The 21,306-nt window shown below is 74.6% G+C and carries 21 protein-coding genes; 16 read left to right on the top strand and 5 right to left on the bottom strand.

Annotation, left to right across the window (positions count from 1 at the left end; genetic code table 11):
* Positions 1-40 precede the first annotated feature (40 nt).
* On the bottom strand, positions 41-1,024 hold the full coding sequence (locus ACQPYN_RS03180) for a YihY/virulence factor BrkB family protein (RefSeq protein WP_433033341.1): 984 nt from the start codon (positions 1,022-1,024) through the stop codon (positions 41-43).
* Positions 1,025-1,184: 160 nt separating this feature from the next.
* On the opposite strand from ACQPYN_RS03180, the gene ACQPYN_RS03175 reads away from it, so the two are divergent.
* The 10 genes from ACQPYN_RS03175 (at position 1,185) to ACQPYN_RS03130 (ending at position 7,476) form a co-directional block, all read left to right on the top strand.
* The gene (locus ACQPYN_RS03175; protein WP_274188418.1) at positions 1,185-1,679 is read left to right on the top strand and encodes an inorganic diphosphatase; all 495 of its coding nucleotides are present in this window, start codon (positions 1,185-1,187) and stop codon (positions 1,677-1,679) included.
* Between the two features lie 13 nt (positions 1,680-1,692).
* On the top strand, positions 1,693-2,226 hold the full coding sequence (locus ACQPYN_RS03170; RefSeq protein WP_433033336.1) for a hypothetical protein: 534 nt from the start codon (positions 1,693-1,695) through the stop codon (positions 2,224-2,226).
* Between the two features lie 58 nt (positions 2,227-2,284).
* Positions 2,285-2,611 (top strand): putative quinol monooxygenase, encoded by a 327-nt coding sequence (locus tag ACQPYN_RS03165; RefSeq protein WP_328302729.1) that lies wholly within the window; start codon positions 2,285-2,287, stop codon positions 2,609-2,611.
* Positions 2,608-3,783: a DUF3500 domain-containing protein gene (locus tag ACQPYN_RS03160; protein WP_433033333.1), complete on the top strand. Its 1,176-nt coding sequence runs from the start codon at positions 2,608-2,610 to the stop codon at positions 3,781-3,783. The genes ACQPYN_RS03165 and ACQPYN_RS03160 overlap by 4 nt, the downstream gene beginning before the upstream one ends.
* Positions 3,780-5,174 carry a carboxylesterase/lipase family protein gene (locus tag ACQPYN_RS03155; RefSeq protein WP_433033331.1) on the top strand — a complete coding sequence of 465 codons (1,395 nt, stop codon included), beginning with the start codon at positions 3,780-3,782 and terminating at the stop codon, positions 5,172-5,174. Before ACQPYN_RS03160 ends, ACQPYN_RS03155 begins: the two co-directional genes overlap by 4 nt.
* 37 nt (positions 5,175-5,211) lie before the next feature.
* Positions 5,212-5,484: an antitoxin gene (locus tag ACQPYN_RS03150; protein ID WP_274188423.1), complete on the top strand. Its 273-nt coding sequence runs from the start codon at positions 5,212-5,214 to the stop codon at positions 5,482-5,484.
* 69 nt (positions 5,485-5,553) lie between these two features.
* Positions 5,554-5,739, top strand: a complete 186-nt coding sequence (locus ACQPYN_RS03145; protein WP_433033328.1) for a hypothetical protein — start codon at positions 5,554-5,556, stop codon at positions 5,737-5,739.
* 1 nt (position 5,740) lies between these two features.
* Entirely contained in the window at positions 5,741-6,562 is an 822-nt protein-coding gene (locus ACQPYN_RS03140) for an SDR family NAD(P)-dependent oxidoreductase (RefSeq protein ID WP_433033325.1), read from the top strand.
* A gap of 36 nt (positions 6,563-6,598) precedes the next feature.
* Positions 6,599-6,991 (top strand): DUF3224 domain-containing protein, encoded by a 393-nt coding sequence (locus ACQPYN_RS03135; protein WP_433033322.1) that lies wholly within the window; start codon positions 6,599-6,601, stop codon positions 6,989-6,991.
* On the top strand, positions 6,991-7,476 hold the full coding sequence (locus ACQPYN_RS03130; RefSeq protein ID WP_433033319.1) for an OsmC family protein: 486 nt from the start codon (positions 6,991-6,993) through the stop codon (positions 7,474-7,476). The genes ACQPYN_RS03135 and ACQPYN_RS03130 overlap by 1 nt, the downstream gene beginning before the upstream one ends.
* On the opposite strand, the gene ACQPYN_RS03125 is transcribed toward ACQPYN_RS03130, so the two are convergent.
* Positions 7,469-10,957 (bottom strand): indolepyruvate ferredoxin oxidoreductase family protein, encoded by a 3,489-nt coding sequence (locus ACQPYN_RS03125; protein WP_433038690.1) that lies wholly within the window; start codon positions 10,955-10,957, stop codon positions 7,469-7,471. The two genes, ACQPYN_RS03130 and ACQPYN_RS03125, sit on opposite strands and share 8 nt — an antisense overlap.
* A gap of 252 nt (positions 10,958-11,209) precedes the next feature.
* Here ACQPYN_RS03125 and ACQPYN_RS03120 point away from each other — a divergent pair, with 252 nt between their 5' ends.
* From ACQPYN_RS03120 to ACQPYN_RS03110, 3 genes are read left to right on the top strand one after another with little or no spacing between them, the layout of a single operon-like run.
* Positions 11,210-11,695, top strand: a complete 486-nt coding sequence (locus ACQPYN_RS03120; protein ID WP_433033316.1) for an Lrp/AsnC family transcriptional regulator — start codon at positions 11,210-11,212, stop codon at positions 11,693-11,695.
* 46 nt (positions 11,696-11,741) lie between these two features.
* On the top strand, positions 11,742-12,539 hold the full coding sequence (locus tag ACQPYN_RS03115; RefSeq protein ID WP_433033313.1) for an arylamine N-acetyltransferase family protein: 798 nt from the start codon (positions 11,742-11,744) through the stop codon (positions 12,537-12,539).
* Positions 12,529-13,332, top strand: a complete 804-nt coding sequence (locus ACQPYN_RS03110) for a thioesterase family protein (RefSeq protein WP_433033310.1) — start codon at positions 12,529-12,531, stop codon at positions 13,330-13,332. Before ACQPYN_RS03115 ends, ACQPYN_RS03110 begins: the two co-directional genes overlap by 11 nt.
* Positions 13,333-13,345: 13 nt before the next feature.
* Here ACQPYN_RS03110 and ACQPYN_RS03105 read toward each other — a convergent pair whose 3' ends face one another.
* Both ACQPYN_RS03105 and ACQPYN_RS03100 read right to left on the bottom strand, forming a co-directional pair.
* Entirely contained in the window at positions 13,346-15,469 is a 2,124-nt protein-coding gene (locus tag ACQPYN_RS03105; protein WP_433033307.1) for a DUF222 domain-containing protein, read from the bottom strand.
* Between the two features lie 104 nt (positions 15,470-15,573).
* The gene (locus tag ACQPYN_RS03100) at positions 15,574-16,671 is read right to left on the bottom strand and encodes an SPL family radical SAM protein (protein ID WP_433033304.1); all 1,098 of its coding nucleotides are present in this window, start codon (positions 16,669-16,671) and stop codon (positions 15,574-15,576) included.
* A gap of 138 nt (positions 16,672-16,809) precedes the next feature.
* Here ACQPYN_RS03100 and ACQPYN_RS03095 point away from each other — a divergent pair, with 138 nt between their 5' ends.
* The 3 genes from ACQPYN_RS03095 (at position 16,810) to ACQPYN_RS03085 (ending at position 19,607) form a co-directional block, all read left to right on the top strand.
* Positions 16,810-17,025 carry a hypothetical protein gene (locus tag ACQPYN_RS03095; protein ID WP_433033301.1) on the top strand — a complete coding sequence of 72 codons (216 nt, stop codon included), beginning with the start codon at positions 16,810-16,812 and terminating at the stop codon, positions 17,023-17,025.
* A 75-nt stretch (positions 17,026-17,100) separates the two neighbouring features.
* A complete protein-coding gene (locus tag ACQPYN_RS03090; protein WP_433033298.1) occupies positions 17,101-18,075 on the top strand; it encodes a phosphotriesterase family protein in 975 nt (324 codons plus the stop codon).
* A complete protein-coding gene (locus tag ACQPYN_RS03085; protein WP_433033296.1) occupies positions 18,072-19,607 on the top strand; it encodes a class I adenylate-forming enzyme family protein in 1,536 nt (511 codons plus the stop codon). The genes ACQPYN_RS03090 and ACQPYN_RS03085 overlap by 4 nt, the downstream gene beginning before the upstream one ends.
* On the opposite strand, the gene ACQPYN_RS03080 is transcribed toward ACQPYN_RS03085, so the two are convergent.
* On the bottom strand, positions 19,608-21,173 hold the full coding sequence (locus tag ACQPYN_RS03080; protein ID WP_433033293.1) for a DICT sensory domain-containing protein: 1,566 nt from the start codon (positions 21,171-21,173) through the stop codon (positions 19,608-19,610).
* Positions 21,174-21,306: the final 133 nt, after the last annotated feature.

Raw genomic sequence — 21,306 nt, 5'->3', positions numbered from 1 at the left:
GGCCCGCGCTCCCCACCGGGGAACGCGGGCCGTCGTGCGTCTACCCGGGAGCGCCCGGCTCCTCGAACTTCACGTCGACCGACTGGTGGTCCTTCTGCCGCTCGGACTCGGCGTAGGACGCGTAGGCCCGCAGGTCGGCCGCGGTGGTGTCGCGGTCGTCGGGATACATGCTGAACAGGCTGCGCGGGTGCAGCCGGCGCACGAGGACGGCGTCGAGCTCGGCGCAGAGCACGAACACCGACGCCGCCAGGTAGATCCAGGCCAGCAGGCCGATCACGATCCCGAAGAAGCCGTACGTCGCGCTCGCGCCCTGCAGGCGGGTCCCGACGAGCCAGGTGCCTACCGACAGCAGCACCTGCCAGCTGACCCCGGCGGCGATCGCCGCGACCAGGCGGTCGCGCAGGCGCCCCGGGCGGGCCGGCAGCAGGTGGTAGGCCAGCAGGAAAAGGCCGATGTTGACGAGGGTGCCGGCGAGGGTCGCGGCGGCGCGGCCGAGCGCCCCGAGCCCGGTCGTCTCGCCGGCGGCGGTCGCCAGCGTCGAGAGCCCGGCGGTGACCATCACGCCGCAGCCGACCAGCACCACGACCAGCACGCCCTTGCCGTAGGCGACCCCGATGCTCGCGCGCTCGGCCTTCGGCACCGCCCAGACCTCGTCGAGCGCGTGCTGTGCGGCGTGGGTGACGCCCAGGGCGCCGTAGACGGCCAGGACCACGCCGACGACGAGACCGGCCACGCTCCCGCTCAGCGTGTGCACGTTGTCGCGGATCTGGTCGCCGATCACCGGCACGTTGCGCAGCGCCGACGACAGCACCGCCTGCTGGGCGGCCGGGTCGTCGTGGAGCACGTAGCCGAGACCGGTGACGCCGAGCAGCAGCAGCGGGAACAGCGACACGAGGCCGTAGTACGTCAGGAGTGCGGCCAGGTAGGTGCCCTGGTCGTCGAGGAACTTGTAGATGACGGCGAGGGGCAGCGCGGCCCACCGGTGTCGGCGCTGGAACGCGTCGAACCGCCTCGAGACGCCCATCAGCGCCACCTCCCGACCCTCCCGTCACGTATACCCCCTTCCCGGGCTCCACAGCGGGCCACGGAGCGCAGCCGCCGACACGGCCGATCGGGGCCCGGGGTGGGCGCCGGGCACCCGGACGCGACACACTGTCGGCCCGACGACGGCGAGGGAGCTGCTGGTGGAGTTCGACGTGCTGGTCGAGGTGCCTCAGGGCAGCCGCAACAAGTACGAGATGGACCACGAATCGGGGCGTCTGCGCCTCGACCGGACGCTGTTCACGGCGACGCGGTATCCCGCCGACTACGGCTATATCGAGAACACCCTGGGCCAGGACGACGACCCGCTGGACGCCCTCGTCCTCGTCCAGCAGCCGACGTTCCCCGGTTGCCTCGTGCGCAGCCGCGCGATCGGGATGTTCCGCATGACCGACGAGGCCGGTGGCGACGACAAGGTGCTGTGCGTCCCCAGCGACGACCCGCGCCTCGAGCACCTGCGCGACATCCACCACCTCGACGAGTACCACCGCATGGAGATCCAGCACTTCTTCGAGGTCTACAAGGCGCTGGAGCCCGACAAGAAGGTCGAGGGCCACGAGTGGGTCGGCCGCGCGGAGGCCGAGAAGGAGGTCCGCGCGTCGCTGGAGCGGGCCGAGAAGGCCGGCTACACGACGTGACCGGAGCGCGCGCATGACCGAGCCCCCGGAGCCGCCGCCCACCATCGCGACGATGCGCACGATCGGTTTCGTGTGGATCGCCGTGGGTGTGCTGGCGATCCTCGGGGGCGCCATCGCGACGGTCTCCGCGGTGGCGGTCTTTGGTGTGCTCGCCGCGCTGCTGGGTGCCGGGCTCGTGGGCATCCAGCAGGTGCGGGCGCGCTCGGCGATCCGCGCGTCCCGCACCCTCACCAACGCGCCCGCGCCGCCGGCGGATCCCCCGTCGGCCAACCCGGGCCCGCCGCCCGGTCCTCCTCCCGTCGGCGGTCCGCACGACGACGGCCCGCTCGAGGACGGCCCCGTCGAGGAGGGCCCGGTCGAGGAGGGCCCGGTCGAGGACGGCCCGGTCGAGCAGCAGGACGACGGGCAGGGCGACGACGGTCGCGACGTCGAGGCGCCCGTCGGGTCGCCCGGCGGGGACGAGGAGGAGCTGTCGATCTCCGAGGAGGAGGACGGCACGGGCTCACGGACCGCCGAGGACGAGGACCCCGGCGGCCGCCGGGACTGACCGGCCCGTGGCCCGGGTACGGATCACAGGACGCTGCCGTCCACCCCGGGGAGACTCCGTGCCGACACCCACCGACGACGACCGCACGCTGCTGACGGTCATCGCGCGCATGACCGCCCTGCCCGGCAAGGAGCAGCAGCTGCGCTCCGAGCTCGAGCAGCTCGTCGAGCCGACGCTGGCCGAGGACGGCTGCGTCAACTACGACCTGCACGTCGCGGTCGACGATCCCGCCACGTTCTTCTTCTACGAGAACTGGACGAGCCCCGGGCACCTCGAGGCGCACCTGGGCAACGGGCACCTGGTGGAGTTCGCCGGCAAGCTCGACGAGTACCTCGTCGGCGGTGCCGACGGCCTGGTGATCACGCAGCTGCAGCGGATCAAATGACGTCCCCCGCGACCCCGCGCACGGTCGCCTCGGCCATGGCCGAGGCGGCCGCCGCGTGGGTCGACGGCCTCGACGACGAGCAGCGCCCCACCGGCGTCTGGACGTGGCCGGGCTCGAACGCCGCCGACATCGAACGCCTGCGCTGGTACTACACACCCACCGACCACGGCGGGCTGACGATCCACCAGCAGCGGCCCCACCAGCAGCGCGCGGCGATGCGCCTGCTCGCGACGGGGCTGTCCGAGGCGGCCTACGTCAGCGCCTCGACGATCATGGGTCTGGAGAACGTCCTCGACCGCACCGAGGGGTTCACCGCCGGCTTCGCCCGCGACCGCGGCCGGGACCCCGGCATGTACTACCTGCGGGTCTTCGGCGACCCGACCGGCGCCGGCCCCTGGTCGTGGCGCTTCGGCGGCCACCACGTGTCGGTGCACCACCTCGTCGTCGACGGCGAGGCCGTCGCCGGGAGCCCGTGCTTCCTCGGCGCCGACCCGATGGTCTCGCCGCTGCTCGGAGGTCGGGAGCTGCGCCCGCTCGGCGCGGTCGAGGACACCGCCCGCGACCTGCTCCACGCCCTCGACGCCGACCAGCGCGCCCGCGCCGTGCTCACCCCCGTCGCGGCGCCCGACATCGTCGGCGGCAACCGCGTCCGGCCCGCCCCGGGCGACCGGGTGATCCCGCTGGCGGACCTGTGGCGCGGGCACTTCGAGCAGGAGCTCGAGGACCGCATGTGGTCGATGCACGACAACCTGGAGACCCAGCTCGGCGTCACCGACGCCGACCGCGCGGCCACCGAGCTGACAGCGACCCCGCGTGGCCTGCCGGCCGCGGAGATGACCGCCGCCCAGCGGGCGATGCTGCGCGAGGTGCTGGAGACCTACGTCGGCCGCATGCCGCCCGGGATCGTGGAGCGCGAGCGGGCCCGCTTCGACGGGGACGCCCTCGACGCCGTGGCGTTCGCCTGGGCCGGCGGCGCGGAGCGCGGCGAGCCCCACTACTACCGGCTGCAGGGTCCGCGCCTGCTCGCGGAGTGGGACAACACCCAGCGCGCGGTCAACCACGCCCACTCGGTGTGGCGCGACCCCGGCCACGACTTCGGTCTCGACCTGCTGGGCGAGCACCTCACGGAACACCACGGACACGGGCGCGACGGACGCGGGCACGACGCGTGAGCACGTCGGTCGCCGACCCGACCGTCACGCTGCCCGACGGCGTGCTGCGCGGTCGACGGCGAGGTGACGTCGTCGAGTTCCTCGGCATCCGCTACGCCACGGCCGCGCGTTTCGCCCCGCCGCGCGCGCCGGAGCCGTGGTCCGGCGTCCGGGAGGCCGTCGAGCGGGGGCCGACCGCGCCGCAGCTGCCCGCGCGGGTCGCCGCCGTCACCGGGCCCTCGCCCGACGACGGCACCCCGCAGGACGAGGACTGCCTGCGCGTCGACGTGCGTGCCCCGGCCGCGGCGCTCGCCGACGGCGTGCCGCGCCCCGTGCTCGTGTGGCTGCACGGCGGCGCCTACGTCATCGGGTCGGCGGCCACGTCCTGGTACGACACCGCCCGGCTGGTGAGCGAGGGTGACGTCGTCACGGTCAACGTGGGCTACCGCCTCGGGGTGCTGGGGTGGCTCGCCGCTCCGGGGGTGTCCGACGGCAACCTCGGCCTGCTCGACCAGATCGCCGCCCTGCGCTGGGTGCGCGACCGCATCGCCGCCTTCGGCGGCGCCGCGGACCAGGTCACCGTGATGGGCCAGTCCGCGGGCGCGCACTCGATCGCCTGCCTCATGACCCTTCCCGAGGCCCGGCCGCTGTTCCGGCGCGCGATCCTGCAGAGCGGCCAGCTGGGGCTCGGCCTGTCGTCCCCGCAGCGGGCCGCCCGCGTCGCCGGGTACGTGACCGAGGGCCTCGAGGGCGCCGACCCGGCGACCGCCGAGGTCGGGGACCTGCTCGCCGCGCAGCGCCACGCGATGATCCGCGCGGCCGGACCGGGGGGCCTCGACTCGTCGCCGGCCTTCGCGCCGGTGAACGGCGTCCCGCCGCTGTCGGCCGGGGTCACCTGGGCCGACGCGGCGTCGGCGGGTCACGACGTGCTCGTCGGGTCGACCGCCGACGAGGCCGAGACGTTCGTGCGCATCAGCCCGGCCCTCTGGGGACTCAAGCGGCTCCCGCTGCTCGGGCGGCTCACCTCGGCGGGCGCCGCGCTCGCGACGCGGCGCGTCTTCGGGGCGCCGGCCGAGCGGTTCGCCGACGACGCGGCCCGCGGCGGCGCCCGGACGTTCAGCTACCGCTTCGCGTGGCGGGCGCCCGCGTCCGCGCTCGGGGCGTGCCACTGCATCGAGCTGCCGTTCCTGTTCGGGGCGCGGGACGCCTGGGCGGACGCGCCGATGCTGCGCGGCGCCGACTGGGACGCCGACATCGAGCCGCTCGGCGCGGTGATGCGCGCGGCGTGGCTGCGCTTCGTCCGGACCGGGAACCCCGCCACCGACGCCCTGCCCTGGCCGCCACACGCGGCGGACGGAGGGCCGACGGTGGTGCTCGACGCCTCCGTCGCCCGGAACGGGCACACTCGATGACGTCCCCCCGAACTCCGAGGAGAACACGATGTCCCTGATGCGCAGGGTCGCGGCCGCGGGCGCGGCCATCGCCGCCGCACGGCGCTACGCGCGGCAGAACCCCGAGAAGGTCAACCGCTACGCGGACCAGGCCGCGGCGTTCGTCGACGGCAAGACCGGCGGGCGCTACCGGAAGCACATCGACTCGGCCATGCGCCAGGTCCGCAAGCAGACCAGCGTCCCGGGCCGCACCACCCCGTTCCCCGAGCCGCAGTACTACGGGCCGCAGTCCGCTACGCGCTACCCGAGCCAGCGGACCGACCGTCCCTAAGTGATCTCTGGGGTGATCTCTGGGTGATCTCGATGTGACGCCGGCGCCGGCAGTGGGCACAGGGCGACCATGGGACTGAACTACCGCGGTCGTCGCAAGCTGGGCCCGCTGCCGGTGTGGCGCAACGTCTCGCGCTCCGAGGGCAACGGGACGACCCGCTCCTGGACGGTCAAGCTCTTCGGCGTGAGCTGGAACAGCCGCACGAAGAAGAAGACCGTCGACCTGCCCGGTGGCTACTCCTACACGTCGGAGTGACATGGCTGTCGTCCTGATCACCGGCGCCACCGACGGTCTCGGCCGCGCCCTCGCGCACGACCTCGTCGGCCGCGGCGACGAGGTGCTCGTCCACGGACGCGACCCCGAGCGGCTGGTCGCGACCGTCGACGAGATCCGCGCGGCCACCGGCATCGAGGTCGCCTCGTACCGCGCCGACCTCGCCGAGCTCGCCCAGGTCCGCGAGCTCGGCGACCGCGTCGCCGCCGACCACCCGGCACTGGACGTGCTGGTCAACAACGCCGGCATCGGGGCCGACGTCCCCGGAGGCGGGGAGCGCCAGGAGAGCGTCGACGGCCACGAGCTCCGGTTCGCGGTCAACTACCTCGCGGGGCACCTGCTGACCCGCCGGCTTCTCCCGTCCCTGCAGGCGGCGGGCACCGAGCGCGGCCCGGCGCGGATCGTCATGGTGTCGTCGGCTGGGCAGGCGGCGATCGACTTCGACGACGTCATGCTGGAGCGCGACTACTCGGGCTGGCGTGCCTACTGCCAGAGCAAGCTCGCGCAGATCCTCGACGCCTACGACCTCGCCGACGAGCTCGACCCGGGCGTCGTCACCGCGACGGCCCTGCACCCGGCCACCTACATGCCGACGAAGATCGTGCCGTCGCCGATCAGCACGATCGCCGAGGGTGTCGCGGCGACGGCACGGCTCGCGGTGGACCCGGAGCTCGCCGGCGTCACCGGGCGGTACTTCAACGGCGTGCGCGAGGCCCGCCCCGACCCGCAGGCGCAGGACCCGCAGGCCCGGGCGCGGCTGCGGGCGCTCGCGGATGAACTGGTCGGGGAGCCGACCCAACCCTGACGGGAGGTGTCAGCCTTCACCCGGCAGGATGATCGCGTGACCCACCTCGAGAGCGCGTTCAGCATCGACCTCTGGGAGCCGGCGGAGGGGGACGCCCTGGCCGAGCCGGAGGGCCGGGGGCCGGCGACGGGCCGGGCGCTGATCCGGAAGACCTACTCCGGCGCCCTGCAGGGCACGGCGGTGGGCGAGATCCTCACGACCCAGGGCGAGGGCGGGGCGGCGTACCTCGCGCAGGAGCGCGTCGTCGGCGAGCTCGACGGCCGGACGGGCAGCTTCGTGCTCCAGCACGGCGCCGCCGGCGGGGACGGGCAGGAGATGCGCCAGTGGGCCTTCGTCGTCGCCGGGTCCGGCGCCGGCGACCTCACCGGCCTGAGCGGCACCGGCCTGGTGGCGCACGAGCTGCTGACCCTCGACTACGAGCTGCCCTGATGGCGTTCACCGAGGCGCCCGACGGCACCCACCGCTACCGCGCGACGTGCACCTGGTCGGGCTCGACCGGGGCCGGCTACGACGCGTACGACCGCGCCCACCGGGTCGAGGCGCCGCCGGCCGCCGCCGCGCTCGAGCTCTCCAACGACCCGTCGCTCGGCGGCGACGCCTCCCGGCTCGACCCCGAGCAGCTGGTGCTGGCCGCGGCGTCGTCGTGCCAGCTGCTCTCGTTCCTCGCGATCGCCGCGCGGGCGCGGGTCGACGTCACCGACTACCGCGACGACGCCGAGGCGGCGATGTCGCACGACGAGGGTCCGGCGCGGATCGCCGGGATCGTGCTGCGACCGCAGATCACCGTGGCGCCGGGCCCGAGCGTCCCGCGCGTGGAACGGCTCGTGCACCTCGCCCACGGCGAGTGCTACATCGCGAACAGCCTCGCGACCCCGGTGGCCGTGGAGCCTGCGATCACCTACTCCGTCAGCTAGGAAGCAGCTCGGCCAGCCGGGCGCGGTAGCGGGCGACGTTGTCGAGCTTGATCTGCTCGTAGCCCCGCACCATGTCCGGCAGGCCGGCAATCTCGACGGCGCGGTCGGTGTCGCCGCCGTCGGCGAGGGTGAGCAGCGTCGGGATCAGCGCGCGGTACTCCGCCACCAGCTCCCGCTCGACGCGACGGACCTCGGCGACGCCGAACGGGTCGAGCCGCGTGCCGCGCAGGCGGCGCATCGCCCGCAGGGTGCGGTAGCCCGGCCGGAACCAGCGGCCCAGCGTGATCTTGCGCTGCATCCCGACGGCCCGGAGCACGGGCGGGTGGAGCTTCCACGCGTACCGGGCGCCGTCGCCGAACTGGGCGCGCACCGAGGCCGCGAGCGCCGGGTCGAGCGAGAGCCGCGCGACCTCGTACTCGTCCTTGTACGCCATGAGCTTGTACAGCCCGGTGGCGATGGCCTCGGCGAGGCGCGGATCGGCGTCCACGGTGCCCGCGACCACCGAGGCGTACTGCCGCGCGTACTCGGCGTCCTGGTACGCGACGAGCTCGGGCACCCGGATGCCGACCAGGCGCGCCAGCTCGCTGTTCGCCGGGGCACCGATCGACGCGACGATCTCGGCCGCCTCCGCGGCGCCGCGCGCGTCCAGGCCCGGCACGCCCGTGTCGGGGCCGGTGCCCGTCGCCGCGGCGACGACGGCCGCGAACGCCGTCGGGTCCGCGACGGCCTGGCGGCCCCGCCGGAACGCCTGCAGGTTCTTCTCCACCGCCGCGCCGTTGAGCGTGAAGGCCTCCTCCACCGCCGCGGTGGGCAGCGGCAGCGCGCCGGTCTGGAAGGCCGCGCCGAGCAGCAGCGTGAGCGCGAACTGGTCGTCACCGAACAGCGCCTCGCTCAGCGCGCGGGCGTCGACGACCACCCCGGCGTCCTTCCGGGTCCGCTCGGTGATCCGCTTCAGCACCGCGTCCGCGTCCGGGAACGAGACCGTCGGGTCGACGACCATCGCGCCGGTCGCCACCTTCGCCGACGAGATCGCGGCGACCGTGCGCCACGACGACGTGGTGGCGAGGTTCGAGGGCTCCGCGGCGACCAGCAGGTCGGCGCCGAGGTAGAGGTCGCACTCGCCCTCGGCCGCCCGGCCCGCCGCCTCGAGCGACGCCCGGCTGATCTTGACGTCGGACACGACCGCGCCGCCCTTCTGCGCGAGGCCGGTCTGGTCGAGGCCGCGCACGTGACGCCCGGCCACGAGCCCGGCGGTGGCGAGCACCTGGGACACCGTCGTCACGCCGGTGCCACCGATCCCCGCGAGCCGCACGGTGAACGCGTCGGGGTCGACCAGTACCGGAGGGGTCGCGAACGCGTCGGGGCCGAGGGCCTCGACCGCAGGCGCCGAGCGCGCCGACCCCGGCTCGACGGTCAGGAACGCCGGGCAGTCGCCGTCGAGGCAGGAGTAGTCCTTGTTGCACGACGCCTGGTGGATGCGGGTCTTGCGGCCGAACTCGGTGTCGACCGGCGTGACCGACAGGCAGTTCGACGTCTGCCCGCAGTCGCCGCAGCCCTCGCAGACGCGCTCGTTGATCATTACGCGGGTGCTCGGGTCGGCGATCGTGCCGCGCTTGCGCTTGCGGCGCTTCTGGGCCGCGCACTCCTGGTCGTGGATCAGGACGGTGACGCCCGGGGTGTCCGCGAGGACCCGCTGGGCCTCCTCGTAGCGCGACCGGTCCCAGACGTCGACGCCCTGGGCGAGGCGCACGCCCTTGTACCGCGAGCGGTCCTCGGTGGTGACGATGATCCGCGCGACGCCCTCGGCCTGCAGGCTCTTCGTGAGCGCCGGCATCGACAGCGCGCCGACGGCGTCCTGCCCGCCGGTCATCGCCGCGGCGCCGTTGTGGAGCAGGCGGAAGGTCAGGTGCGACCCGGCCGCGACGGCGGCGCGCACCGCCAGCGAGCCGGAGTGGTGGAACGTCCCGTCGCCCATGTTCTGCACGAAGTGGTCGGCGTCCACGAACGGCTCCATGCCCAGCCAGTGCGCGCCCTCGCCGCCCATCTGGCTCAGGCCCGTGACCTCGCCGACCTGCTCCTCGGGCATCAGCAGCACCATCGTGTGGCAACCGATGCCGGCGCCGACGAGGGAGCCCTCGGGGATCGCGGTGGTCGAGGTGTTGTGGGGGCAGCCCGAGCAGTAGAACGGGGTGCGGTGCGCGCCCTCGACGGGCGTCAGCGACAGGTCGATCCGGCTCCGGCGGGCCTTCGCGTCGCGCCACGCCACCACCGACGGGAACGACCCGTGCGCGAGCAGGCGAGCGCCGAGCCGGCGGGCGATGACGTCGGGGTCGAGGTCGCCGTGCTCGGGAAAGAGGGTGGCGCTCTCACCGGGACTCTGGCTCGGCCCCCGCTTGCCGTGCACCGCGGGCGCTCCGGCGCGGCCGTAGAGCCGCTCCTTGATCTGGGTCTCGAGGAACGCGCGCTTCTCCTCGACGACGACGATCTCGTCGAGACCGTCGGCGAAGCGGTCGACGATCCCGGGCTCGAGGGGCCAGGGCATGCCGACCCGCAGCAGGCGCACGCCCCGGCGGGCGAGCTCGGCGTCGTCGAGCCCGAGGGTGTCGAGGGCCTGGCGCAGGTCGAGCCAGCTCTTGCCGGCCGCGACGACGCCGATCCGCGCCGGTCCGTGGCCGACGATCCGGTCGAGGCCGTTGGCGGCGGCGTAGCGGCGGGCGATCTCGAGCCGGGCGCGGTAGAGGTCGCGCTCGATCGGCCCGAGGTGCGGCTGCAGGAGCGTCGCCGACGGCGTGTGCACGTACTCGCGGCCGTCGATCGTCACGTCCGGGGCGACGATGCGCACGCGGTCCGGGTCGAGGTCGACGGTGCCGGAGCCGTCGGCCACCGCGGTGACCATCTTCAGCGCGGTCCACAGCCCGCTCGCGCGGGAGAGCGCGACGGCGTGGCGTCCGAGGTCGAGGACGTCCTGCGAGTCGGCGGGGTAGAGCACCGGGACGGCCATGTCGGCCAGCGCGGCCTCGGAGGCGCAGGGCACGCTCGACGACTTCGCGGCAGGGTCGTCGCCGACGAACGCGACGGCGCCGCCGCGCGGGTGGGTGCCCGTGAGGTTGGCGTGGCGCAGAGCGTCGGTGGCGCGGTCGAGGCCGGGTGCCTTGCCGTACCAGTAGCCGACGACCCCGTCGCGGGTGAGCGAGCCGGTGGCCGCGGCGAGCTGGGTGCCCTCTACCGCGGTCAGGGCCAGCTCCTCGTTGAGGCCGGGCGCGAAGACGACGTCGTGCTCGGTGAGCAGGTCGCGGTGACGGGCGAGCTCGAGGTCGTAGCCGGCGAGCGGCGAGCCCTCGTAGCCCGAGACGTAGCCCCCGGTGCGCAGACCCGCGGCACGGTCGGCGCGGTGCTGGTCGAGGGGCAGGCGCACGAGGGCCTGGACGCCGGTGAGGTGCACGCGGCCGATGGTCAGCGCGTAGCGGTCGCGCAGGGTCATGGGCCGCTGCGGAAGGCCGTCACCGTCACCGTGGGGAACGTCGAACGTGGGCGGGCGGACGTCGACGGTCATGGCGCACCTCCTCGGCGGGCGGACGTCCGGGCGGGTGGTCCCCGGCGTCCGCCACGCTTCTCGCGGTGTCACGAAAGGTAGGGAGTTACTCTCCAGTGGTCTAGTCTCGTACAGATCGACTGGGCCAATGGTCCAGCTCGGTAGGGCTCTGACTGATCCCCTTCGGCCAATGGACGACACATGGACCTCGACGACCTCGACCGCGCCCTGCTGCTCGCCCTGCTCGAACGCCCGCGGGCCGGCCTCCGCGAGCACGCGCGGGCGCTCGGCATCGCCCGCGGCACCGCCCAGGCACGCTTCCTGCGGCTCCAGGAGCGCGGGGTGATCGTCGGTTTCGCGCCGCACGTGAACCCGGAGGCGCTGGGCTTCGACGTGCACGCGTTCGTCACCCTGCACATCACGCAGGGCCGCCTCGACGACGTCGCCACGGCTCTGGAGGCCGTCGCCGAGGTCGTCGAGGTGCACAGCATCACCGGCGACGGCGACCTCTGGGCCCGGGTGGTCGCCCGGACCAATGCGCACCTGGAGCAGGTGGTCCAGGGGATCATCGGCACCCCGGGAGTGGAGCGCACCCGCACGGAGATCGCCCTCACCGAGCGGGTGGCCTATCGCGTCCTGCCCCTCGTGCGCGCCCTCCCCCGCGGACGCCGGGGCACGGAGGCCTGACACGACGCTTGACCTCGATGGGACTCGAGGTCCCACCGTGGAGGGCATGAGCACCGCCGTGGACACCGGACTGACGGCCTCCGTCGTCGCCGAATACCTCGACCGGGTCGGCCTCTCCGGCGAGCGACCGACGCTGCCCGAGCTCACCCGCGCGCACGTCGCCGCGATCCCCTTCGAGAACGTCGACGTCGTCCTCGGCCGCCACCGCGGGATCGGGCTCGACGTCGTCGTCGACAAGCTCGTCCGCCGACGCCGCGGCGGCTACTGCTACGAGCACGCCCGCCTGATAGCCGCCGTGCTGGGTCACCTCGGGTACGAGGTGCGGCCCGTCATGGCGCGCGTCCAGGCCGACCGCGGCGGCCCGCGCACGCACCGGGCCCTGGTCGTGGACGAACAGCTCATCGACGTCGGCTTCGGGGCGAGCATGCTGGTGCCGATGCCACTGCGCGACGGGGTCGTCGTCGACCAGGCCGGCTGGCCGCACCGGCTCGAGCGCGAGGGCCGGGAGTGGACGCTCGTGCGGTCCACCCGCGACGGCGAGGAGCGGGCGTACCGCCTGGACCCGGAGCCGTCCGAGCCGGTCGACGACGAGGTCGCGCACCACTTCACGGCGACCCACCCCTCGTCGCCGTTCACGGGCCAGCTCGTCGTGATGCGGCTGGCCGACGGCGTGAGCCGACGGCTCGTGCGCACCACCCTGACCACGGAGTACGCCGACGGTCGCGTCGAGGAGCAGGAGGTGACGGACGTCGTCGACACCCTGGCCTCCCTGGACGTCGACCGCGACGACGACGACGCCGCGGCGTTGCGGACCTGGTGGTCTACTCAGCGACGTGATCAGTGAGCTCGCACTCGACAGCGCGTCCGAGCGGGTGGCCGACGGGGTGCACGAGATCGTCCTGTCCGACCGCTGGGGCCTCGACGACGGACGCCTGAACGGCGGGTACCAGCTCAGCGTCGCGCTGCGGGCGCTCGCGGGCGAGGTCCCGCTGCCCGACCCCGTGGTGGCCTCGGCGTCGTACCTGCGCCCGGCGATGCCCGGGCCTGCGCGGGTGCTCACCGAGGTGGTGCGGGCCGGGCGCCGACTGGCCACGGGCACGTCGCGGATCGTGCAGCCCGGCCCCGACGGCGGGGAGCGTGACGTCCTGCGCCTCGAGGCGACCTTCGCGGACCTCGCCGCGAGCCCGGCCGAGCCGCACGACGTGACCACGCCGCCGGAGCTCCCGCCGTTCGACGCGTGCACCACGTTCGGCGGTGCCGACGCGCCCGCGACCGTCGCGGCGGTCGGCCGGCGGATGCGCTACGGGGTGACCGAGATGCCGGGCTGGACCCGCGGCGAGCCGTCGGGCGACCCTCGCGCGGAGTTCTGGTTCGCCCTGGCCGACGGGTCGGACGCGACGCTGCTCGACCTCGCCTTCGTCGTCGACGGCGCGGCGCCGGTGGTGCTCGAGCTCGGCCGCGGCTCGAGCACCGCCCAGCTCACGGTGCACCTGCGCGAGCACCCGGCGCCCGGCCCGCTGCGGTGCCGCACGGTGACGAACCACCTGTCCCACGGCCTGCACGAGGAGGACGTGGAGGTGTGGGACTCCGCGGGACGGCTGGTCGCGCAGTCGCGTCAGTTGGCGCTGCTGCTGTAGGCGCGCTCGGCCCTCAGAACGGTGGCTCGTCGTCGTAGGTGCTGCGGGTCGGGGTGGTGGCCGTGGGGCGGGCCTTGTTGGTGAGTTTCCGGAACCAGTCGGGGTCGATGTCGTCGGTGCGGTCGTCGACCCAGCCGTCGTCGGGCAGGGGCCGGGGTGCGGCGGCCGGCCTCGGGGCGGGCAGTGGGTCGGTGATCCGCTTGGGGTGGCTGGTGTGGGTGATGCCGGCGCGGGTGCGGATGACGAAGCGCCCGGGGCTGGGTTGGCGCACGGTCCATGGGGCGTGGTGTTTGGCGCGGTGGTCGTGGGTGCACCAGGCGCCGAGGTTCCACGAGGAGGTGGGTCCGCCCCGGGCGTGGGCGAGGGTGTGGTCGAGGTCGGCCTTGTGGGCGGGGCGCCGGCACCAGGGCGCGACGCAGTGCCGGTCGCGGACCCGGATCCAGCGGTCGAGCTCGGCGCCGGGACGCCGCCGGGCCCGGTCGTCGGGTCCGGCGTGGCGGTCCGGAGGCGCGCCGGGGCGCCCGAGGTCGGCGAGCCGTTGCTGCAGTTCGCGCAGCAGTGGTGCCCAGTCGGGGTGGTCGTCGGGGTCGAGGGCGGCGAGGACCGTGGTCGGGACCTGGAGTTCGACGATCGAGGCCCGGCGTCCCCGCGTCCGATGCCGGCCGCGGGGGCCGGGTGGTCGGTGGGGTCGGTGTCGGGTGAGCAGGACGTGCTGGAGGCGGCCCTGGTCGTCGGTGAGCACGACGCGCCATTCGCCGTCGCGGTGCCGCAGGGCCAGGGTGCGGGCGTCGTCGGCGAGGACGGCCCCGTAGCCGGGGACGCTGCCGGGGTGCTCGTCGAGCCCGAGCGCGGTGCTCAGCCGCAGCCGCACCTCGACGCAGCCCTCCCGGATGCGGCCCGGTCCGGTGTCGGGCGGGTCGAGCGGCACCGCAGGTTCGGGAGCGTCCGGGAGGTCGGGGAGGTCGAGGACGCCCTGCTCCGAGGGTGACCGCGGCGCAGGCACGGTCGAAACGGGGTCGTCGTCAGCCGGCCCGGAGTCGTCGGTGGCGCGCGGTGCAGCGCCGGACCGGCACGGGCCGTTGTCGTCGGGACCCTCGCCGTCGGGGCCGCTGTTGTCGGGCCCGCTGTTGTCCGGCCCGCTGTTGTCCGGCCCGCTGTCGTCCGGCCCGCTGTCGTCCGGCCCGCTGTCGTCCGGCCCGCTGTCGTCCGGCCCGCTGTCGTCCGGCCCGCTGTCGTCCGGCCCGCTGTCGTCCGGCCCGCTGTCGGGGCCACCGTCGTCACCGGTTTCGTCAGGCGTGGCGGGGTCGTCGGGGGTGTTCTGGGCGTGGTGCTCGGCGGCGAGCAGCAGGGCGATGGTGCGGTCGTCCATTCCGGCGGTGGAGCCGTCGAGCAGCCGCAGCCCGACCTGCAGGCGCAGCTGGTTGATCGGGATCAGCACCCCGAGACGACGGACCGTGGCGGCGAGCGCGTCGATACGGGCCTGGGAGGCGATGCCGTCGGGGGCGGGCGCGTCGCAGAACGACAGGTTCGCGGTCCCCGACGGGTTCGCCGACAGGATCACCCGCGCCCGGGCCTCAGCCCGCTTCCGGCGCCGCTGGGCCCATTCCGGGTCCAGCGCTGTCGCGACCTGCTCGATCCGCTCGATCAACGCGGCGACCGGCAGCTCCGGCGCCTCGGGCAGCACGACCCGGCACACCTCGTGTGCGTGGTCGTCGGCGAGGTCGCGGGTCTGGTCGCAGACCGTGCGGGCCTTGGGCTCGTCGAGCCAGCCCTGGTAGAGGGCGTCGCCGACCTCGGGCAGCCGCTCGGCGAGATCGTCGGCCAGATCGAGCTTGCGGCTCGACATGGTGCGCGACCAACCCAGCAGGGCCGAGACCTCGTCGCCGGAGAACTCGTCCGAGGACGCCAGCCGCTCGGTGCGACCGGCCTGCGCCCGACCCAGGTGATGGAGGCCCTCGAGCAGCTCGGCGGTCGCCCGGTTCTGCAACCGCCACCGCCCCCGCACATAGGCGCCCAGATCCTCACCGGTCAACGCGGCCGGCGACAGGCGCTCCAGAGCAGCGGCCAGCTCCGCGCCGGGCGCGAGAGCATCCAGCCCGGCCACCAGGCCGACCCGGACATCCTGGTCGATGCTCACGGAAAGAACGCTAGCTCCGACCCCCGACAGTGACGGCCCACCGAAGGCTCTCCCGAGCCCCGGCGAGCATCACGGAAAGATAACGATCCCCTGCTCGACGGCCCCTACGTCCAGTACAGGACCCGGGCCGCGGGCAGACGCTCCGCGAGCTCGGCGGTCACGTGGGCGCGCAGGTCCGCCATCACGTCGTCGGGGTAGACGTGCTTCACCGCGCCGAACTTCCCGCGCTTGGTGCGTCGCTGCTCGGGGTCCATCTCGAGGCGGGTGCGCGGGTACCAGGTCTCGAGGGTCTCCTTGCTCCCCGGCGTGAACCGGTGGGTGATGCACTCGGCGGTGAGGTCGAGGTCGTCGACCCCCTCGAGCGCCGCCGCGACCCGCGCGAGCAGGTCGGAGTACGCCTCCCGCCAGTCGCCGACGGGCATGATCGGCGCGATCGTCAGACCCACCGGCCAGCCCGCGCGGGCGAGCGTCGCGAGTGCGTCGATGCGCTTCCCGACGGGATCGGTCCCGCCCTCGAACCGGCCCACCACCGACTCCGGGCCGACGGAGAACCGCAGGCGCGTGCGACCGCCATGCGGCAGGTCGAGCAGCCCCGCGACGTCGGCGAACTTCGTCGTCGCCCGCAGCTGCACCGGGCCGCCGAAGTCGTGGGTGCCGACGTGGCGGATCGCCGCCGAGAGACTGCCGGTGACGTGCTCGATGCCCAGCGGGTCGGTGTAGCAGGACGCCTCGAAGGTGGTCCCCTCCGCGGCGCGGTCGACGTTCGTCGAGGTGATCGTGCCGTGGCCGACGTAGGCGTCGAGGCCGGCGAGGATCTCCTCGAGGTCGCCGTAGACGCGGGTCATCGGCGGGCCGGTCAGCGACCCGGCGAGGTAGCAGTACTGGCAGTGGGCCGGGCAGCCGCGGGCGAGGTCGACCCGCCAGTCGGCGCTCGGCGGGATCGGGTCGAGCTTCCGCGCCGACGCCGGGCTCGTGACCACCGCCAGCGTCGACTTCGCCCGCGCGTAGGTCTCGCGCTCGGTCTCCCCGCGCAGGCCGGTGATCCGGTCGCCGCGCAGCAGCTCGACGTCGTCGACGCCGGCCGCCGCGCACCGTCGGAGGATCTCGGCGGTGTGCGGGTGCTCCTGCGCGGAGCGGGTGACCAGGACGCGCTGCGGGGTCCAGAGCCGGGTGGTGGCCGGGGCCGGGAGGGATCTCGTCATCGCACTTACGTCAACGCATCGCACGTTCGGCGACTTCCGCCCGGACGGGGTGATTGGTCCCTCCGGGCGCGGGATACTCGGCCGCACCCGGCAGTGGTGCCGGTCACATCCGTTCAGCTCCACCTCTCGGGAGGTCCCGTGTCCGCCCCGTCCTCCGGTCCCGACCTGCGCCCTGCGGCGCTCGACGACGCCGCCCTCGACGACCTGCGCCGCGTCGAGGAGCGCATCGGCACCCCGCTCGTGGCGTACGAGGCCGAGAGCCCCTACGCCGAGCTCACCGACGAGCAGCTCGCCGAGATCCGGCGCGCCGAGAGCGCCCTCGGCGTCCGCCTGCTGGCCTACCGCCCGGCCTGACGGCTCGGGCTGGCCTCAGCGCGCCCCATCGGTGAGGGTGGTCCGGGTCACAGGCGACGCGGCGGAGGTGCGGGCATGCCCACGGTGGAGACGGTGCGGGGTCCGGTGGACACCGGGGATCTCGGCACGACGCTGATGCACGAACACGTGTTCGTGCTGACGCCGGACATCATGGCCAACTACGGCGACGAGTACTGGGACGAGGAGGTCCGGGTCGCCGACGCGATCGAGAAGCTGCGCCGCCTGCGCGACCTGGGCGTCACGACGATCGTCGACCCCACCGTCGTCGGGCTCGGCCGCTACATCCCCCGCGTCGCGCGGATCAACGCCGAGGTCGACCTCCACATCGTGGTGGCCACCGGCCTCTACACGTTCGACGAGATCCCGCACTTCCTGCACTACCGCGGCCCGGACACGCTGCTCGGCGGCGACGAACCGATGGTCCAGATGTTCGTCAAGGACATCCGCGAGGGCATCGCCGGGACGGGGATCAAGGCGGCGTTCCTCAAGGGCGTCGTCGAGGAGCGGGGCCTGACGCCCGACCAGACGCGGGTGCAGCACGCCATCGCCGCCACCCACGTCGAGACCGGCGTGCCGATCACGGTGCACACCAACAGCGCACACCAGACCGGGCGGCTCGCCCTCGACCTGTACGAGCAGAACGGCGTCGACCTCACGAAGGTCGTCGTCGGGCACGCCGGCGACACCAACGACCTCGACTACCTGCGCGAGATCATGGACCGCGGCGCCACGATCGGCTGCGACCGGTTCGGGCTGGACCTGTTCAACCCGACCGAGCAGCGGGTCGCGACGATCGCGGCGCTCTGCGCCCAGGGGTACGCCGACCGGATCGTGCTCGCCCACGACGCGGCCTGCTACATGGACTTCTTCTCCGGCGAGGCCTCCCAGGCCGCGCTGGCGCAGGCGGCGCCGAACTGGCACTACGAGCACATCCACCACGACGTGCTCCCCGCGCTGCGCGAGCAGGGCGTGAGCGACGAGCAGCTCACGACGATGCTGGTCGAGAACCCGCGGCGGTACTTCTCGTGAGCCCCGAACCCCTGCCCCCCGAACCCCTGCCCCGCGGCCCGGCGCCGTTCGACACGACGGGCATCACCCGCGGCGACGACGGCATCGCGCGCTACGACCACCTCGCCCCGTCGGTGGTGGCGATGGTGCGGGCGTCGGTGGAGCGCCACCCCGACGTCGAGGCGGTGGTCGAGGTCGGCGGCGAGCGCGTCACGTACGCCGAGCTGTGGGACCGCGCGGCCCGGGTGGCCGGCGGCCTGGTCGGCGACGGCATCACCCGCGGCGACCGCGTGGCCTCGCTGCTGCCGGCGGGCCTGGACTGGGTGGTCGGCTTCCTCGGCACGCTGCTCGCCGGCGCCGTCGCCGTCCCGGTGAACACCCGCTTCGCCGCGCCGGAGATCGAGCACGTCCTCACCGACTCCGGGGCCGCCGCGGTGCTGCGGGCCGGGTCGCCGCTGCCCGAGGGGAACCCCGAGGCCCTCGAGGACCTCGTCCCCGGCGACCTCGCGGCGATCTTCTACACCAGCGGGACCACCGGCCGCCCCAAGGGCGCGCGCACCACCCACGGCAACTTCCTGTCCAACGTCGAGACCGCGATCCGCGTCATCGGCATCGACCGCGCCGCCGGGCCGACGCTGCGCAACCTCGTCTCGGTCCCGCTGTTCCACGTCACCGGCTGCAACTCGCAGCTGCTCGTCCAGCTCGGCCTGGGCGGGACGACGGTGGTGCTGCCGACGTTCCAGGCGGACGCGTTCGTGCGCACCATCGTCGAGGAGCGCATCGACACGCTGGTCTCCGTCCCCGCGATCTACGGGCTGACGCTGGCCCGCAGCGACCTCGACGTCGACCTCTCCGGCGTCCGCCGCGCGACCTACGGCGGCGCGCCCATGGCGCCCGACCTGGTCCGCCGGCTCCAGGAGCGCCTCCCGCGGGCCCGGCTCGGCAATGGGTTCGGGCTGACCGAGACTTCCTCGATCTCCACGTTCCTGCCTCACGAGTGGGCGGTGGAGCACGCCGACTCCGTGGGCTTCGCCGCCCCGGTGGTCGACCTCGCGCTGACCGACGTCGACGACGCCGGCGTCGGGGAGCTGCTGATCCGGGGCCCGAACGTCGTCGACGGGTACTGGGAGGCCCCCGAGGCGACGGCCCGGACGTTCGTCGACGGCTGGCTGCACAGCGGCGACCTCGCCCGCGTCGACGACGGGCTCGTCCGGGTGGTCGACCGCGCCAAGGACGTGATCAACCGCGGCGGCGAGAACGTCTACTCGGTCGAGGTCGAGAACGCCCTCGCCGGCGCGCCCGGGGTGTCCGACGCGGCCGTCGTCGGGGTCCCGGACGACGTCATGGGCGAGAAGGTCGGCGCGGTGCTGGTGGGCGGGAGCGTCGATGTCGACGCCGTCCTCGCCTACCTCGACACGCAGCTCGCCGACTTCAAGGTGCCCCAGTTCGTCGTCGTCACCACCGACCCCCTGCCGCGCAACCCCGGCGGCAAGCTGCTCAAGCGGACCCTGCGCGACGGCACCGACTGGGGGCGGCCGGTGCGCGGTCGCTGATCACCGCGGACGCACGCCCGGCCCGATCTGCTGGGGCACCTCCGCCGCGACGACGCCCCGGGAGCCGGGGAGCAGCGCGTCGGGGTCCTCGACGCCGTCGGGACCGAACCAGGGGTGCTCGGCAGTGGTCTCGCCGTCGGGGACCGGAACAGGGCCCGTGTCCGTGGCGGCCGCGACCGGCTCGTGCCGGCCCGGCTCCGGCAGCACCCGGCCCGCACGGGTGGAGACGACCGCGATGCGCTCACCCGCCGGCGTCCGTCCCGCGTCGACCGCGCCCACGGCGTCGGCCGGCAGACGATCCAGCGCGACCCGGAGGTCCTCGACGGGCAGCGGCCGGGCGTGGGTGACGATCGTGGCGACGGTGGCGGTCAGCGGGACGTGCGGGTAGCCGTCGGAGGCGAGCTCCAGCTGCTCGGCCACCTCGTCGCCGAGGCCCGCGAGGTGCCGCGCCGAGGCGCCCGGCACGACGACGAGGAACTCGCGACGGCTCAGGCGCACGGCGGCGTCGACCGGGCCGAGCGGCTGGCACAGGGCGGCCGCGACCTTGCGGGCGGCGTGGTACTCGGCGCGCGGGTCCTCGAGCTCCGCGCCGAGGCCGGCGATGTCGAGCAGGGCGAGCCCGACCGGGAGCTCGGTCGACCCGCCGGGTGCCGCCCAGCGCCCCAGGAAGTCCGGGGTCGGGAGGCCGCTCGACGGGTCGATCTCGGCCGAGCGGTGGGCGTCGGCACCCCGGTGGGCGTCGGCGAGCTGCTCACGCAGCGCGCGGCTCCCGGCCTGCGCCGTCTGCATCCGCGTGATCATGTGCGCGAGCGACGCCGTCGCCCACGCCTCCGCCGGCGACCCGCTGCTGCCGGCCTGCTCGCCGCCCGCGGCCATGGTCTCGCCGAGCAGGCCGTCGATCCGGCGCAGCAGCGGCTCCGGGAGCCGCCCGCCCAGGGCGAGGCGCAGCCGGGCGAGCTCCGCCCCGGCCTGGGCGTGGGCGTAGCCCCAGCGCCCCGAGAACTGGCGGCTCGCCTCGGTGTCGTGCTCGCGGGCGTCGTAGGCGTGCTGGTCGGTCGCCACGAGGAAGGCGCCGGCGCGCGGGCCGACCGCGACGACGGTCCACTCGTCGGCGAGCTTCTCGTCGGGCTCGATCAGCACGGTGTGCACCCCGCGGGGCGGCGCGTGCTCCTCGCCGCGGACGAAGCCGACGACCACCTCGGCGCCCGCCGCCGCGAGGCGCTCGTAGACGACCCGCTCGCGCTCGAAGAACTCCAGGCGCTGGAACAGCGCGATCACCACCGTCGCCGGGCCCGGCCCACCGATCGGCGACGACACCACGGCCTTCTCGATCGCGTGGGACACGGCCACCAGCAGCCGCTTGGGCACCAGGGCCGGCCGCCCGCCGCCCGTGCGGTCCCAGGCGCGGTGGGGGTCGTCGTCGAGGCGGGAGCGGGTGGCGCGGGCGGTGGCCTCGGCGACGGCCTGGGACAGCGGTCCGGCGACACCCGTCGTGCCACCCGGCGGGGGCGGCGGCACCGTGGGCACGGCGCGAGGGGTCGGGCGGCCGTTCGGGTGGGTGGTCACCGTGGGGCTCCTGGCGTCCGGACGCGGATGGGCGGTTCGGTCGATTCCCCCTACCGCCAGGCCGAACCGTCCGGAGGCGATCGGGCCGACGACCGGCCGCTCCCGCGCGCCGAGGAGATCCGTGCCACCCGAT

This window comes from Actinomycetospora sp. CA-053990, from assembly GCF_050948445.1.
Classification (GTDB): domain Bacteria; phylum Actinomycetota; class Actinomycetes; order Mycobacteriales; family Pseudonocardiaceae; genus Actinomycetospora; species Actinomycetospora callitridis.
This window is presented reverse-complemented; position numbering and strand designations above follow the sequence as displayed.